Genomic DNA, 16,284 nt, shown 5'->3' on the forward strand with positions numbered 1-16,284 from the left:
AAATGATTGAAGTAACTAATCTTACCAAGAGTTATCTGGGAAAAAAAATCATTCATAACCTGAGCTTTGAAATAAAAGACGGCGATATTGTTGCATTAGTTGGACCAAGTGGTGCAGGGAAATCAACCTTACTGAATATGATTGGCGGAATCGAGCCGTTTGATTCCGGTGAAATTAAGATTGACAATCACTCTCTGTCTAATTTAAAACAAAGAATAAATCTATTGCGATATAAAGTTGGTTTTTTATTTCAAAATTACGCTTTGATCGATCAAGAAACAGTAGATAAAAACTTGGAGATCGCTTTAAAATTTAATGCTACAGGAAAGAACAAACAAGAATTAAAAAAAGAAGTATTATCCGAAGTAGGTTTAGTTGATAAACTTTCTCATAAAGTGTATCAATTAAGTGGCGGACAACAACAAAGAGTAGCCTTAGCCAGATTAATGTTAAAACCATGCTCCATTATTTTAGCGGATGAGCCTACCGGTGCATTGGATTCCGACAATAGAGATCTTGTGTTACAACATTTACAACAATTCAATGAAGCAGGTAAGACCATTATTGTTGCTACTCATGATGAAATTGTGGCTGATTTTGCCCATTATCGGATTGAAATTTAATTTTTAATGTTATCAGTTAAGCATTTGTAGAGAACTACAAAATAAATCATGAATGCTTATTTGGAATAAATCCCAATAGCACCTAAAAACTTAAAACAAAGTCCTATCCAAAACCTGCCTCTTCGCTGTTTGGGATGGGGAAAGATGGTAGTTTAAAAGGTTTTATACGTAGTAGCGGCATGATAGCATGAAAAGCGTGAGCCAATAACCCTTAATACTGGCGTCTTAAATCATGAATTATGCCCACACAGAGGTCCGTGTCCAACTGACTGCGAATCTATCTTTTGGGATACCTCCCAACACTTAATAGCGAGGAGCCAGAAACTTTTCTGGAACGCTGCATAAGTGTAAAAGGTTACTCCTTTTCTACCAAAAGGAGGGAATTGTCTAGATACTCTTGTAAATGATAAGTAAAATTTCCACCAAATAAGTCTCAGAACGAATTTCTTACCACGTTTGAATATTGCAACCAAAAAAAGCTGTTCCAAAAGAGTGATTATCTATTTGGGACAGCTCTGCTTATTTCTTTGCAAAAAAATGGTTCGGAAACCGACTTCAGATTGAACTTATTTGATGAATTTTTAATCCCTTGTTAACTGCCTTTCTATCTGTATCAATAACTCCATATTTTCAACATCTGTAATGATAGTTGAACGTTTCTCCGCCTGCCCTCTTTTTTTAGCTCATCCATAGCCTACCGTGGAAAAACAGTTTTTTCGTCTTCCATTGCTGTCAAATCAAATGGATTTTACCATTATTACCTGCTGGAGGAAACTGCAATCCTTTTAAATATTTTTATAACTCTCTACACCGATAGTAAAATGTTTCCAAAAACCAGTTGGGAAAAAGTGTTATCACGTCTGATTAAAATTATTGTGGAATCTTGAGCTTAACATTAAAATTTATTCTTTTCTCAACGTCTCATTCCATAGAACCAACTATTTCATAAATACTTAACACTAAACAGTGAGGAAGCTTTTTTTTAAAGAGAATAAAGACATAGAAAGGTAGTTTACATAGACTAGATATATATTAAAAACTCCCTCTCCTATAGTGAGAAAAGGGAGTAAGTGGAGCTTTTAATAAGCTCCCATGTCTACAGGTGTATTTGGGGCAAGGCAATTAATGCCGATAAATTTATTCAAATCCACCGTTAAACAAACTCCTGTTGCCAAAAACCTTTTTATTGGATTATCTTTATAAGAACAGGTACAAGGATCACAGCAATGATGTTCACAGCAAAAGTCGGTATCTGGCAAAAGTAGTTCTAATTTAGCGCAGCACTTTTTATCCACGTCTTTTGCTTTAAAGAAAGGAGTTTCAATATATTGATAATAATGGTCCGATGAACAGCGGGTTTTCTTTTGGACATAGCCACTACCAATAAATGGTTTGCAAGTAGATTCGCAGTAAAGCATAAATGGGATCGTCGTATGTTGAACTCTATGCTGATCTCCTTTTAATTGCTGGATAAATTGATGACAACTGGAATCACAATCAAATTCTACTTGCCTTTGCGCTTGAACAATTTTACCTTATCACAGACACAATTGTGATCATCTTTCAGTGATAAATGTACTTTCTTACCACCTTTACATTTATGACAATCCATAGCAACCATCCTTTCTAAACTAGTTTATTCTTGATAGCATATGTCAAAATCTAGCTTTAGCTTGTATCATTGTCTTGTATTTTGAAAAGTATATGTTGGAGCAAACGTCAAAATGGGAACCAGTGTAAACAAGTGAAGAAGGGGGATTAGGGGATCACTTCTTTCGTAAAATAAGAAGCTACAATTTAGGTATTTGGGTAACTGTCCATTGTGTTGAAATGTATGTATAACCTGAGGGATATGCCGACTCTATAAGTATATTTTGAACATAAGATAATCTAAACCATTACAAGCTTGTATGCGTTTACCCATGAAATATTCTCCTATAAAAAAGGCCGATTTATACAAATCGGTCTTTTTTACCCAGATAAGAAACCAGCATGGCTCGCCTAGAGCGCAAGCCACCATCTATGACGAAAAATTTTGCTTTATACTGTTTAGATTCTTGAAATACTACCTAAAATAAATAAGTTATATAATGGTAAATAGCGTTTTTTTCATACAAAAGTATAAAATGAGGTGCTTTGGGATAATGAAATAACCGACTAGCCACGTCTGGCGCATGAGCCCAGCAACGATGCGACTTTAGAAATGCGCCCTACGATAAGGCCTCATCGGTTCGTCAAAAAGAGGAAGGCCGACTAAAAACGGGCTTGCCGCCCAGACGTCGGCATACCTCTGTTTTAGTGGCATGATTCCTATATCTTTAGTTGATTCGTTCCATTCGCTACGTTGCTAAACGGGCGCCCCGCGCCTTTGTACACAGTATATTAGACTAGCGCGGCTATATGGGACCTGACAGCGATATAAAAGCCATCACATTATTCATTGAAATAAAGTGAACCTTCAATCAGTGAGGGTTTCATTTATCCCTCACTAATTGGCAGTACCATAATGGTATGATCTAAAGGTCGCCTACGAAATAGGGTATTTAGGTGCTGTTATCTCCGGCTTAGACTTGTTGCAGTATAATTTATCCAACTTCTGAAGTGGGAGTCTTACAGCACCTTATATAATATACGGGATAAATGTTATATCCATCATTCCACAAAGCAGAAATTGGTCACTAAAACCATTTTAATTTCAATTTAAGAACTTTTTCAACGCCGTTTTTAAAAAGAATCGGTTAAACACTGCTGATTAATAACTGGATTGCTTCTCGCTTTTCTTCGTGTAGCCATTCAACAATCTTACTTCCAACAATCACTCCATCACAATAAGAGGCTAATTCCTTGGCTTGTTCGCTTGTTGACACACCAAAGCCGGCTAAAACTGGAATATTGCTTTGCTGCTTTAATTGTTGTAAATACTCTTTCACTGCTTGATCAAAACTGCTTCTCGCTCCCGTTGTTCCTTTAACAGTAACGGCATAAAGAAAACCTTCTGCCCGTTGCGTAATCGTTTGGATTCTTTCCTTCGTACTCGTTAAAGAAACGAGCCGAATTAGTGCGATATCGTTTTTCTTTAGTGCACCGGTTACTAAATCATCTTCTTCTAAAGGCACATCAGGGATAATCACACCATCGACATCAGCTTCTGCACATGCATTGGCAAAATGTTCGACTCCGTATACGAAAACCGGATTCATGTACGTCATGATGATAATAGGGATCGTTCGTTGCGACTTAAAGGTAGCAAGTGCTGCTAAGACGGCTTGAAGCGTCGTTTGTTGCTCAAGCGCGCGCTTGGCAGCGTTTTGAATCGTTGGACCATCAGCGACCGGGTCAGAAAAAGGAATGCCTACTTCAATAGCTGCAGCCCCGCATGCTTCTAAAAATAGTATTTGTTCTTTGAGCTTTTCTAGGCCGCCATCTCCAGCCATTATATAGGGGACGAAAATTTTCTTATGATTGGCTTGTATGGCACTTAAATAATTGTCCAATTTAGTTTTTCCCATGTTATTTCGCCTCCAATCGTTGCTTCATTTGTTCGACGTCCTTGTCCCCGCGACCGGATAAACAAACGACGATCGATTGATCTTGATTCATGGATTGTGCAAGTTTTGCTACATAGGCAAGAGCGTGTGCGCTTTCCAGTGCTGGAATGATTCCTTCTGTTTGTGAGAGTTGCAGAAATGCCTGTATAGCTTCTTCATCTGTGATGGCTGTATAGTTTACCCGGTGAGTAGTGTGGAGGTGGCTATGCTCAGGTCCAACTCCAGGATAATCCAATCCAGCCGAAATGGAAAAAGCTTCTTGAATTTGGCCATGTTCATTTTGGAGTAAATTGGTCATCGTTCCATGTAGAATACCAGGCTTAGGGTTGTGAAAAACAGAAGCGTGTTTACTTGTTTGTAATCCTTTTCCGCCTGCTTCTACGCCATATAACGCTACGTCCTTATCCTGAATAAATGGATAGAACATACCCATTGCATTACTTCCGCCGCCAACACAAGCAACCACAGCATCCGGTAACTCTCCGTGCTGATCTAGCATTTGTCGCTTTGTTTCTTTTCCAATTACCGATTGAAAGTCGCGAACCATTTTAGGAAATGGATGGGGACCAACTACGGAACCAAGAATATAATGCGTATCTTCTACGTGGGCGACCCAATAACGAAGCGCATCATTGACCGCGTCCTTTAAAGTAGCGCTGCCATTTGTAACACTGCGAACTTCTGCACCTAATAATTCCATGCGAAAGACATTCAATTTCTGTCTGCGTATATCCTCTGCCCCCATAAAGACAACACATTCTAGCCCAAGCAGAGCACAAACGGTTGCCGTTGCCACGCCGTGTTGTCCTGCTCCAGTTTCAGCGACAATTTTACGCTTTCCCATACGGACGGCGAGCAATGCTTGCCCGATGGTGTTATTGATTTTATGGGCACCGGTATGATTTAAATCTTCGCGTTTTAAATAAATCTTAGGACCACCAAGTTGTTGGCTTAAACGGTTGGCAAGGTAAAGCGGCGTTTCCCTGCCGACAAAATGGTGCAAGTAGTCATGAAGCTCATCTGTAAATTGCTCATCCTTTATGGCTTGCTCATAAGCTGTTTCTAATTCAAGTAAAGCAGGCATTAATGTTTCTGGAACAAATCTCCCGCCAAACTGTCCATATTTTCCTTTTGTATCTGGCATAGTATAAGCTGTCATACGGTTCATCCTTTCCTTTTGGCTCTGTTAATAAATTGGGTTATTTTGTTATGGTCTTTTTTCCCGTTTGTTTCAACACCGCTTGATACATCAACAGCAGTAGGTTGTAGCAGGCGGATCGCTGACGTGACGTTATCTGGTGTTAGTCCTCCAGCAATCATTAACTTGTCGTGAGGCAGTTGTAAGTTTTTCAATTGTTGCCAATCAAAGACTACTCCGTTCCCTCCAGCATATGTTGCACGGGGGGCGTCCACTAATAGATAGTCACAAGGGTAGTTAGCTGCATCTGCTTGTTTTATCTCTGTTATCGAAAATGCTTTCATGATTTTGGCTTCAATTTTTTTGGCAATAAGGTTATCTTCTTGTCCATGTAGTTGGATATAATCTAACGGTACCTTGCTTGCCAATCCATTCATCGTTTCAACCGTTTCATTGACAAACACGCCAACTGTTTGGATAGAAGGTGGAAGCGTTGTTGCAATTGCTCTTGCTTGTTCTAGGGATACGCGCCTTTTACTTGGGGCGAACACGAATCCAATCCAATCAGCTCCTGCCAGGACAGCTGCCTGTGCCGCTTCAATTGTCTGGATGCCGCATATTTTAACGAGCATTCTTCTTCCTCCTATCCAGTTGGAGTTGCTGGAAGGTATGTTGGATGTTACTTGATTGCATTAACGTTTCCCCAACAAGAATTGCATCTGCTCCAGCATCTCTGGCAAGCATGGCGTCTGATCGTGACCGTATGCCGCTCTCACTAATAATCATCGTATTTGGATTGTTTATTTGCTGAGCTATATTTTTCGTTGTTTGTAGTGTGACAGCAAAGGTTTTTAAATTGCGGTTGTTAATGCCGATGATTGCTGGATTCAAGGAAAGAGCAGTACTTAATTCTTCTATATCATGAACTTCACAAATTACCTCTAAGTCATTTGCTGTTGCATAAGCGTATAATTCTTGCAGTTGCTGTTTAGAAAGTGCAGCAACAATTAATAAAATGATCGATGCGCCCGCCGCTTTGGCTTGGTCAATTTGAATCGGATGAATGATAAAATCTTTACATAGAACGGGTATCTCTACAGCTTCTGCTACTGCTTTTAAATCGTTCATGGATCCTTTGAAAAAGGAAGCGTCCGTAAGCACGGAAACAGCAGCAGCTCCACATTTTTCATACATGATTGCCTGTTCAACTGGATGTATATTTGTTTGTATATCTCCCTTAGAAGGCGAAGCCCGTTTGATTTCTGCGATAATTTGCATTTGCCCAGCTTCTGCGATCCTCTTGGTTAATGAATGAGTTTTTTTGGTAATAGCAAATTTTCGTTTGCTTTGTAAAAGTTCTCGTACTTCTGTTTGTTTGACGGTGATGATTTCATCCAGAATAGTCATTTAGCCCACCTCGCTTGTAAATTTTTCACTTATAGTTCTTAGTCGTTCTAGCTTTGTAAGTGCGTTACCAGAAGTTATGCTTTTTCTGGCCATCTCAATTCCAGTTTGAATAGTTGCTGCTGCACCTTGTGCATAAATACCAAGTCCGGCATTTAGCAGTACTGTATCCAAATAGGCACTTGGCTGTCCTTGTAGCACGGAAAGTGTAATCGCGGCATTCTCTTTCGCAGTTCCTCCTTGAATCGCTTGGTTGGGATAAACAGGGAGATTAACGTCGTTTGGATGTAATGTGAACCGTTTAAGCTCTTTCTCTTCTAGCACGATGAGATGGTTCGTTCCAGAAAGCGATGCCTCATCCATTCCTCCAGCTCCATGAACAACTACAGCTCGTTGTCTTCCAAGCTTTTTCAGCGCGGAAGCAATGAGTTCTAGCTTATCTTCACGATAAACGCCAATTAACTGCGTATTTAATTGTACGGGGTTTGTTAATGGACCGATCATATTAAAGATCGTTGGCAGACCAAGCTCGTTTCGTACTTTGCCAAATGGCTTTAATGTTTGATGAACATGTGGTGCGAACAAAAAGGCGATCTGATTGTTAGTCAGAGCCTCTTTTATTTGTTGCTTGGTAAAAAATAAGGAGACACCTAGATGCTCTAGCACATCCGCACTTCCTGTTTTACTAGAGACACTCCTGTTTCCGTACTTGGCGATAGTGATGCCAGCTCCTGCAATAACAAACGCAGCAGTAGTACTAATATTGAAGCTTCCAGATTGATCTCCACCTGTTCCACAGTTATCCATTACACCATCCAACACATCCATCTGAAAAGTGGAGTTAGCACGGATGAAGTCTGTTAACCCCGCAATTTCCTCGGCTGTTTCTCCTTTTGCTTGCAGAGCTGTTAAAAAGGCTGCAATTTGGGAATCTGTAACCGTATCACTCAAACAGGCAAGTGTAGCTGCGCGCATTTCCTCCATGGTTAAACTGTTTCCTTGGATCAGTTTTTCAAGATAAACTTTCATATGTCTTCCCCTCCCGTACATGTGTTAAAAATTGATGGATTAATTTCTTTCCCATACCTGTTCCAATGGACTCTGGATGGAATTGCACGCCGTATACAGGGTAGACTGTATGCTGAACGGCCATGATTTCTTGATCATCCATAGAAGTTGCTGTCACTTCCAATGGGGCTGAATGAGGTATATCAATCACATAAGAGTGGTAACGCATCACTTCCAGAGGCTGTGATATATATTGGAAAATCCCTGTTCCTTGATGGGTAATAAACGATGTCTTCCCATGCATAATTTGTCTTGCTGGTCGTATCTGTGCACCAAGTGCTTCCCCAATGACTTGATGACCTAAGCAAATACCTAGGATAGGAATTTGTTGATAAAAAGCTTTAACGATAGCAGTGCAATTACCGGCATCCTTTGGTAAACCTGGACCTGGTGAAATCAGGATTGCGTCTGGTTTGAGTTTACGAATCTGTTCAATAGTTAACGCATTATTTCGCGCGACGTCAACATCGTAGCCCCTTTCAGCAACATATTGATAAATGTTATACGTAAACGAGTCAAAGTTATCAATCAATAAAATCATCGATGCACCTCCGTTAACGATTTTGCTTTAAATAGGGTTTCTTTAAACTCTGTTTCCGGATCAGAATCAAAGACAATGCCTGCACCTGTTTGTAAATAAGCAGTCGTTTCTTTGATGATAAGAGAGCGAATTGCAAGCGCCATATTTAAATCGTGATTAAAGTTAATAAAACCAATCCCACCACCATAAACGCTTCGTGCATGTGCCTCTAGACTATTAATGATTTGCATTGCTCTAATTTTGGGCGCACCTGATACTGTACCTGCTGGCAGACAAGATCTGAGTGCATCAAATGATGTCATCGTTTCTTTCAATTTGCCATGTACTTCCGAAACGATATGCATGACATATTCATATTTTTCAATCGTCATATAGGTAGGAATCGTAATGCTACCAACCTCACAAACCTTTCCTAGATCGTTTCGGCTTAAGTCAACAAGCATCCGATGTTCGGCAATTTCCTTCTTGTCCTGCAGCAATTCCTTTTTGCGTTTTTCATCTTCTGTTTTGGTGGAACCTCGTGGTCTCGTGCCGGCAATTGGATTGGTGATGACCGTTTTTCCATGCGTTTGTAGCAAGCTTTCGGGTGAAGCACCAAGTAAGCAATAATCAGTAAAATCGATATAAAACATATAGGGAGATGGATTGACGTTTCGCAGTTTTCGATAAAACGAGAAGGGATCTCCAGATACTTTTGCTTTCATTCGTTGTGATAGGACGACTTGAAAGATATCACCCTGTTGAATATGATGTTTTGCGATTTGGACATGATGTTGAAATTCTTCCTGTGTCATCTCGGGTTTAAAGGAAAAGCTTGTTTTTGTTTGTTCCTGATTTTTAACTGGCTTGACCAAGTACTGCTTTAATTTCATTAACCGTTCATCAAGATCTACATTTTGTTCATGTGGTAGTTGAATAGCGATTAGATGGATCGTTTCATTAGCGTGGTCAAACACAATGACATCTTGATAAACCATTAAATGAATATCTGGCATGTCGAGCGGATCAGGAAGACGTTCACCGATATCCTCGGTCAAACGAATGGCGTCATAACCAATATAGCCAACAGCTCCTCCGTAAAATGGAAACGGCAAATCAAATTCCATTTGCGGAAAGGATTGCTCTAAATACGTGATGGCATTCTGGTTCACCGTTTGAACTTTTCCAGTTTCGCAGTTGATGATTTTTGTTTGCTCTCCAAAGCTGATAATTTCCTCATAAGGGTCACAGCCAATAAAAGAATACTTTCCCTTGCTTTGGTGCTTGAACGTACTTTCTAATAAAAACTTTTTCGTTCCTGTCAGGCGCAAATAAATATCAATTGGTGTGAAGGTGTCGCCATTTAGCTGTACGAAACGATACGCTTCTTTGCTTGTTTTTTGCATTAGCATCACCCTTTCTAAGAGATTTTGATGAAAGAAAAAAACCTCTATAAACACATAGTTGTGCTTATAGAGGACGATAGACGACCGCGGTGCCACCTCTTTTGAAAAGAAGTTATCTTTTCATCTTGATTCAGATACGGGAATGGGAAGGGAAAACTAGGGACCGTGAGGCAATGCTATAGCTGCTAGAGCACACTTTTCTGTAGTGCCGACATGCCTGTAAGACAAGTCGTGCAATAGTCTCCAATCACTATTCCGATATCCTATCCGTGTAACGGCGGAGTGCCGTGTTTCCCTACTAATACGTTCAGGAAACCTCTTGTAAGTCCATTCAGCTTGATTCCACGTGCCGGTATTCCACCATCACCAGCTCTCTATGACGCTTTATGCAAGCTTACTTCTCTTACGCATCGATTTTTTTTATAAGATGAAGCTTTCGGTTAAGAATAATAGCTGCTATGTGAAATCGGAAAATCAAAAAGCCCCTCGCTCTTAGAAAAGGACGAGGGACCGTGGTACCACCTTTATTAGCTGCAATGCAACTCACTTTGACAATAGCAGACTGCTCACACTGCTATTTGTCTCAGGTAACGATGAGACGAATTCGCCAAAGCCTACTGCATATTCTGGTTCGGTTTGGAAGCTTAGAAGTCCATTCATCTAACACAATCACACTGATTTGCACCTGCCATCAGCTCTCTAGAGTGTTCCATTAGATTACTACTCTTCATCATTGCTTAATATCATTTTGTTTATTGAAAATAATCTTAAAATACAATCTTGAAAATGTCAACCCCTTTTTAGTATAAAAGGAGTTATTGTTGATGGCACTGTCTTCAGGAATTCAGTTTTACAATGGTTTATCACGTAAATTAGATGCTGTAAGACTCCCACTTCACGAGCTGGATCATCTGTACCGCAACAAGTATATGGGAGATAACAGCTCCAAAATGACCTATATCTTAAGAGGCTTTTAGGTCATACCATTACGGTATTCTCAAGCCCGTGGTGGATGAATGAAAACCCCGATTGATTGAAGATTCGCTTTATCATAAAAGGAGTTATTTTTACTGAAGCATCTTTAGAAATTCAGCTTTATACTGGTTGGTTTATTAGACCTGGATTCATTTCCACTCGCATTTAATCAGATTCTTCAAATGGTAACATTTGTAATTGCTGTTTTTTGTCTATCAAATATAGTTTATTTTATTAATTTTTCCCTACAAAGACAGCCACCCTTCCATTACCAACACGCTAACATATATTACTAGTGTAATCTAAATAAAGGAGTGTTAAATATGGGATGTTATTCAAGACATTGTGACTTTGACAAAAAAGACGACTTTAGACGTGTGGAGGTGTTGTTAGAAGATATTCTATTACAGCTGCAAGCACAAGCTCAGCGCCAAAATCAAGACCAAAACCAAGACCAGTATCAAGGGCAAGCACAATCGCAAAGTGATCGCACCAAATTTGAAAATAACGGAAATCCGCATGTGTATATTAATAATGAAGCAAATGCTTTATCCATTGCAGCAATCATCATTGTGTTAGTTTTCTTAAATGATTTTAGTGATGGACCAGGGAATAACGGAGCAAATATGGAGGAAGTTGTAAAAATGTTTAAAGAACTTTACAACTCCTCAAAATAATAAGTTTCTGCTAACTATTCAGGGGCTTTTATGCCCCTGAATAAAATGGTTTACTGTATTATATGGCTAAATGGTCACTTTTGTGCTTATTTCCTTTAGAAAAAAGACACATCATCTGCTTTTTTAGTAGTGTGAAAAAATTTACTTGCTGGTAGAAAGGAAGCGGGTTTATATAGGCGCGTGCTCGTTATAAAATACATACATTGCGGGGTGCAAAAAAGAAAGCTGCTTGTTATAATGATTAGGTTGCCATCATAGTATGAACAAAGGCGCGGGGCGCCCGTTTAGCAACGTAGCGAATGGAACGAATCAACTAAAGATAAAGTGAACCTTCAATCAGCGGGGTTTTCCTCATCCCTGCTGATTGTTAGTTGAACGAATCGGGGATTTAGGTGCTGTTACCTCCCGCTTCGACTTTCAGCTCACCATTCTTAAAGTGGGAGTCTACAGCACCTTATATCCGGGGTAAAGGAATCATGCCACTAAAAACAGGGGTATGCCGACGCCTGAGCGGCAAGCCCGTTTTTAGTCGGCCTTCCTCTTTGTGACGAACCGATGATGCCTTATCGTAGGGCGCATTTCTAAAGTCGCATCGTTGCTGGGCTCATGCGCCGGACGTGGCTATTCGGTTTATTTCGTTATCCTCAAGCATCTAATTTTATATTAAAAGAAAATATGGTATGAATGAAGTGGGGTTTTAACGTTCTGCATATTGGTCACTTTAACACTTCTGAAAAAGATAGATCAGTTAGAGGGAAATATGAACAATGATACCATAAAAATTAGAGAAATAGTTGCCATTAAAAATGGGGAAGGGCAAAATATCGTGATACGTATTATAATAGTAACGAGTTACTTTAATCGATCGTGCAAAAATTATTTTTTGCTTTATTGCATGGACGGTTTTATGCTATTTTAATTATACAGTTTAACTTCGAATAAAAGTCTCAGTAGTTCAAAAAGTCCAGGAAGGAAAGAATACGAATATGCAGCTATATTCACCGTCGTTTGCGGACTTAATAAAGGATTATATCAAGTATACGATGATATGGAAGTTGGCTAAGTAGGTTTATATACTTAGGTATCCTCTATATGACGTGGGTTTTATATTCATGTCTTTATTTCGCAGGTGATCATGCGTTAGATGCTTATTTTGTGACATCAATCAGCCTGTCCTTTTTGAACCATTATGATAAGGGAAGGACGAAAAACATGGAAAAGAAAAAAGTAGGGATTATTTTTGGAGGAAAATCTGCTGAACATGAAGTGTCACTTCAATCAGCTAAAAATATTGTCGATGCGATTGATCGCGATAAATTTGAGGTTGTTTTAATTGGGATTGATAAAGAAGGGAAATGGCATTTAAATGAGCCGTCCTCCTATTTGCTGCACGCAGATAATCCGAAACTAATTCAATTAAACAAATCGAACGAAACAGTGGCAATTGTTCCAGGAGAGAAAGAAAAACCGTTTATTCAAACTTCCAATGCAGCAAAGCTTGATGAATTGGATGTTGTATTTCCGATTGTTCATGGGACATTGGGTGAGGATGGCAGCTTGCAAGGAATGCTACGTTTAGCAGATCTTCCATTTGTAGGTCCAGACGTTTTAGCGTCTTCCGTGTGTATGGATAAAGATATCGCTAAGCGTTTATTACAGGCAGCTGGAATAAACGTTGCAAACGGGATTGTTTACCGGAAAAATGAACAGCAAGAGATTGATTATGAAACAGTTGCTGAACAGTTAGGAACACCGATGTTTATTAAACCAGCCAATCAGGGGTCGTCTGTTGGAATTAGTAAAGTGACGACAGAAGAAGAATTCTACCAAGGTGTTAAAGAAGCATTTAATTATGATCATAAAATTGTTATCGAAGAGTGTATTATTGGCAGAGAAATAGAGTGTTCTGTATTAGGAAACGAGGAACCAAAGGCCTCATTACTAGGGGAGATTTTACCGCAAACAGAGTTTTATTCCTATGAATCCAAATACATTGATGAAAAAGGGGCCGATTTAGCGATTCCAGCTGATGTTTCAGAGGAGACAACAAAGCGGGTACAAGAGATTGCTATTCAGGCGTTTAAAGTATTAGAATGCGAAGGGTTGGCAAGAGTGGACTTCTTCTTAACAGAAGCAGGCGAGATTTATCTAAATGAAGTAAATACATTACCAGGATTTACCAAAATTAGTATGTATCCAAAGCTGTGGGAAGTAAGCGGACTTTCCTACCAAGATTTAATTACTACATTGATTGAATTAGCAATTGATCGCCATAAACAGGATCATCAATTGAAAAGCTCACTTTGGGATTAAATTAGTTAGTAAAAGAGGCTTGATGGGAGTGGGGTTACACCATCAAGCCTTTTTTGCACTATAGGAAAGTATAAGATTTTTTTGGTTTATAGTATAAGAAAAACAAAGGCTTCCGCCATAAGACTTGGCGACAAGCCAAGTTTTTCTAACACTAGACTATATGTGTCTCGTTTGTCGGTTGTTATCCTTGGAAGGTTGTGAATTTTTCTACAACATCGATGCGTTCTTTAGGTGTCGGGGCTTCATCGAAGTATCCTAAATGAAGGAAGCTGACTATTTTTTCATGCGGTTTTACATCTAATATTTCCTTCACTTTCGGATCTTGAATATGTGGATTGGTTTTCCATACTACGCCGAGTTGTTTTTCCCAAGCTAATAACCAGAAATTTTGAATTAAGCAAGCGACTGCACCATAATTTTCTTCCCATTCCTTTTGAGACTCGGGCTCATCCATAACAACAACTAAAATAGCATTCGGCTCATTTAAATAATTCTCTCTATTTTCTTGTCTTTCAGGAGGGTAAGTAGCAGCGACTTTTTCGGCAAACTCTGGTAGTTTATCAGCTCCTACAAAAATAAATCGCCATGGTTGGCGCATTCCATGAGTAGGTGCCCAAACGGCATCCTTTAATAATTCTAAAACCGTATCTTGTGTGACTTCTGCATTATTATACCCTTTTTTGACAGCACGGCGTTCACGGATAATGTTGGCTAGTTGCGATTTTGTAGTAGTTTCCCCCATATCTTCCATCTCCCTTACATGTTTCCATAATTGATAATTATTTTCAGTTAAATTGTAGCTGAATAAACGTTGAAAAGCAACTAATCTATCCCTAAGCCATTGCATATCCGAAAAAGTTGGGATAAATAATCTGCTTGAAGTAATGGATGATTAACGTAATAATAGATGATAATACAATAAATAGATGATAAATACAGTTAAATGAAGATGGAATATGCGAAAATCTTAGATAGAGCTACTACGGATTGCCAATAGACCCGATTCTACATCTAGTCAAGGACACTGAAAAACTAAAAAGTAGGAAACCAAATACCACTACATGTGGGAAGTTTTATTTAAAATTTTTCTTTATTGAGCATCTTGTTAGAATCGAATTCTTATAAAGATCAACCTCTTTTAGGGGTCTCCCTCAAGTCTAAGGTGAAAATTATTGCAAAGACCAAGAGTTGAAGAGTGCCTAACACATTTGGCTAGGCTCATTTTGTTAAATAAAATAGCTAATATTGCTTTTAGTCCTACATATAGACCTTCTGTCCTAACGAGGCGATCCCAAGGTGAAAAGCATAAGATCCAACTGCAAGAAATATCCGATTCCTGCCAGAGGTTTTTAGTTCGTATCTTTGAGGTACTAGCGACCTGTGATAGCTGAATAGAATTTGACGGGATGGAGGTATCACTTATTTTGGAATGAGACATATAAGGTTAGTTTGTGAAGCTTTACACGGTACAATTGATAATAAGGCAATTTATCCATTTTCATTCGTTATAATGTGAGTTATTTCACGATAGGAGGATTTTACATGCAGCAATTTTTACAGCGAAAAGGTATCCATGTAACGGGAAAAGTCTATTTTATAACGGCTTTAAGCTATATGGCATTAGGATTATTTGCTTCATTAATTATTGGTTTAATTATTCAGACAGTTGGAGAGCAAGTTGTTAGTATATTCTCGCCATCGTTGGCACAAATTTTCATGGAAATGGGTAGTTTTGCCATGGATACGAAAATAATAGGGGGAGCAATTGGTGTAGCGATTGCATACGGATTAAAGGCACCGCCGCTTGTACTATTTTCGGCGCTGTTTGCTGGCGCGTTTGGTGCAGAATTAGGTGGACCAGCAGGTAGTTATGTTAGTGCAGTACTAGCAACAGAAATGGGGAAAATGGTATATCAGGAAACGCGCGTCGATATCATCATCACGCCATTAGTTACTATCATTGCAGGTTTTGCAACCGGCAAATTCATCGGGCCTGCAATTAGTAGATTAATGCAAGGCTTTGGAGAAATGATAAATTGGTCCACTGAGCAGCAACCTTTCATTATGGGAATTTTAGTAGCTGTATTGATGGGGATAGCTTTAACAGCTCCTATTTCCTCTGCGGCGATTGCCATTATGCTATCACTGGATGGCTTGGCAGCAGGAGCGGCTACTGTAGGCTGTTCGGCACAAATGATCGGCTTTGCTGTTGCCAGTTACCGCGATAACGGATTTGGTGGCTTTATCGCGCAAGGGGTTGGAACGTCTATGCTGCAAGTCGCGAATATTGTTAAAAAGCCAATTATTTTATTACCTCCGACGATAGCTGGTGCTATGGTTGCTCCATTTGCTACTGTGTGGCTGGAATTAACGAATAATCCTTCAGGAGCAGGCATGGGTACAAGTGGGTTTGTTGGACAAATTATGACAATCGAATCAATGGGCTTTTCGATGTCAGTGCTTTGGAGTATGCTAATGTTACATATGATTGCACCAGCAATAATTAGTTTACTTATTGTTAGCTTTTTGCGAAAAAAGGGCTGGATCCAACCAGGGGATATGAAGATCACGTATGAATAGCAGTAATCATTTCTGTACTATGCAAAACTCGG

14 protein-coding genes and 2 other annotated features are annotated in these 16,284 nt (G+C 39.3%); of the genes, 5 read left to right on the forward strand and 9 right to left on the reverse strand.

The window, feature by feature from the left end; genetic code table 11:
* Window positions 1-2: 2 nt before the first annotated feature.
* Window positions 3-623 (forward strand): putative bacteriocin export ABC transporter, encoded by a 621-nt coding sequence (locus tag BKP57_RS14525; protein WP_072741813.1) that lies wholly within the window; start codon window positions 3-5, stop codon window positions 621-623.
* A gap of 1,079 nt (window positions 624-1,702) precedes the next feature.
* On the opposite strand, the gene BKP57_RS14530 is transcribed toward BKP57_RS14525, so the two are convergent.
* From BKP57_RS14530 to trpE, 8 genes are all read right to left on the reverse strand, one after another.
* The gene (locus tag BKP57_RS14530) at window positions 1,703-2,152 is read right to left on the reverse strand and encodes a CotY/CotZ family spore coat protein (RefSeq protein ID WP_083547279.1); all 450 of its coding nucleotides are present in this window, start codon (window positions 2,150-2,152) and stop codon (window positions 1,703-1,705) included.
* Window positions 2,153-3,361: 1,209 nt separating this feature from the next.
* Window positions 3,362-4,132, reverse strand: a complete 771-nt coding sequence (gene trpA, locus BKP57_RS14535; protein ID WP_072741815.1) for a tryptophan synthase subunit alpha — start codon at window positions 4,130-4,132, stop codon at window positions 3,362-3,364.
* Window position 4,133: 1 nt separating this feature from the next.
* Window positions 4,134-5,330 (reverse strand): tryptophan synthase subunit beta, encoded by a 1,197-nt coding sequence (gene trpB / locus BKP57_RS14540; protein ID WP_072741816.1) that lies wholly within the window; start codon window positions 5,328-5,330, stop codon window positions 4,134-4,136.
* Window positions 5,331-5,335: 5 nt separating this feature from the next.
* Window positions 5,336-5,941, reverse strand: coding sequence for a phosphoribosylanthranilate isomerase (locus BKP57_RS14545; RefSeq protein WP_050351388.1), 606 nt, complete (start codon window positions 5,939-5,941; stop codon window positions 5,336-5,338).
* Window positions 5,931-6,716: an indole-3-glycerol phosphate synthase TrpC gene (trpC, locus tag BKP57_RS14550; RefSeq protein ID WP_050351387.1), complete on the reverse strand. Its 786-nt coding sequence runs from the start codon at window positions 6,714-6,716 to the stop codon at window positions 5,931-5,933. Before trpC ends, BKP57_RS14545 begins: the two co-directional genes overlap by 11 nt.
* Complete coding sequence (gene trpD / locus BKP57_RS14555; protein ID WP_072741817.1) at window positions 6,717-7,742, reverse strand: anthranilate phosphoribosyltransferase; 1,026 nt, start codon at window positions 7,740-7,742, stop codon at window positions 6,717-6,719. It lies immediately after the preceding gene.
* Window positions 7,726-8,322, reverse strand: coding sequence for an anthranilate synthase component II (locus tag BKP57_RS14560; RefSeq protein WP_072741818.1), 597 nt, complete (start codon window positions 8,320-8,322; stop codon window positions 7,726-7,728). Before BKP57_RS14560 ends, trpD begins: the two co-directional genes overlap by 17 nt.
* A complete protein-coding gene (gene trpE, locus BKP57_RS14565; protein ID WP_072741819.1) occupies window positions 8,319-9,707 on the reverse strand; it encodes an anthranilate synthase component I in 1,389 nt (462 codons plus the stop codon). The genes BKP57_RS14560 and trpE overlap by 4 nt, the downstream gene beginning before the upstream one ends.
* 66 nt (window positions 9,708-9,773) lie before the next feature.
* Window positions 9,774-10,127 (reverse strand) — a binding site (T-box leader).
* Between the two features lie 75 nt (window positions 10,128-10,202).
* Window positions 10,203-10,450: a binding site (T-box leader), on the reverse strand.
* Window positions 10,451-10,531: 81 nt separating this feature from the next.
* Between trpE and BKP57_RS22210 the strand changes: the two genes are divergently transcribed.
* From BKP57_RS22210 to ddlA, 3 genes are all read left to right on the forward strand, one after another.
* Window positions 10,532-10,684: a hypothetical protein gene (locus BKP57_RS22210; protein ID WP_156875346.1), complete on the forward strand. Its 153-nt coding sequence runs from the start codon at window positions 10,532-10,534 to the stop codon at window positions 10,682-10,684.
* 321 nt (window positions 10,685-11,005) lie between these two features.
* Entirely contained in the window at window positions 11,006-11,359 is a 354-nt protein-coding gene (locus tag BKP57_RS14570; protein WP_072741820.1) for a hypothetical protein, read from the forward strand.
* 1,212 nt (window positions 11,360-12,571) lie between these two features.
* Window positions 12,572-13,672, forward strand: a complete 1,101-nt coding sequence (gene ddlA / locus BKP57_RS14575) for a D-alanine--D-alanine ligase (protein ID WP_072741821.1) — start codon at window positions 12,572-12,574, stop codon at window positions 13,670-13,672.
* Between the two features lie 181 nt (window positions 13,673-13,853).
* On the opposite strand, the gene BKP57_RS14580 is transcribed toward ddlA, so the two are convergent.
* Window positions 13,854-14,414 (reverse strand): nitroreductase family protein, encoded by a 561-nt coding sequence (locus BKP57_RS14580; protein ID WP_072741822.1) that lies wholly within the window; start codon window positions 14,412-14,414, stop codon window positions 13,854-13,856.
* An 800-nt stretch (window positions 14,415-15,214) separates the two neighbouring features.
* On the opposite strand from BKP57_RS14580, the gene BKP57_RS14585 reads away from it, so the two are divergent.
* Window positions 15,215-16,252 (forward strand): PTS sugar transporter subunit IIC, encoded by a 1,038-nt coding sequence (locus tag BKP57_RS14585; RefSeq protein ID WP_072741823.1) that lies wholly within the window; start codon window positions 15,215-15,217, stop codon window positions 16,250-16,252.
* Window positions 16,253-16,284 lie beyond the last annotated feature (32 nt).

It is taken from the genome of Virgibacillus sp. 6R (assembly GCF_001895305.1).
Classification (GTDB): Bacteria; Bacillota; Bacilli; order Bacillales; family Amphibacillaceae; genus Virgibacillus; species Virgibacillus pantothenticus.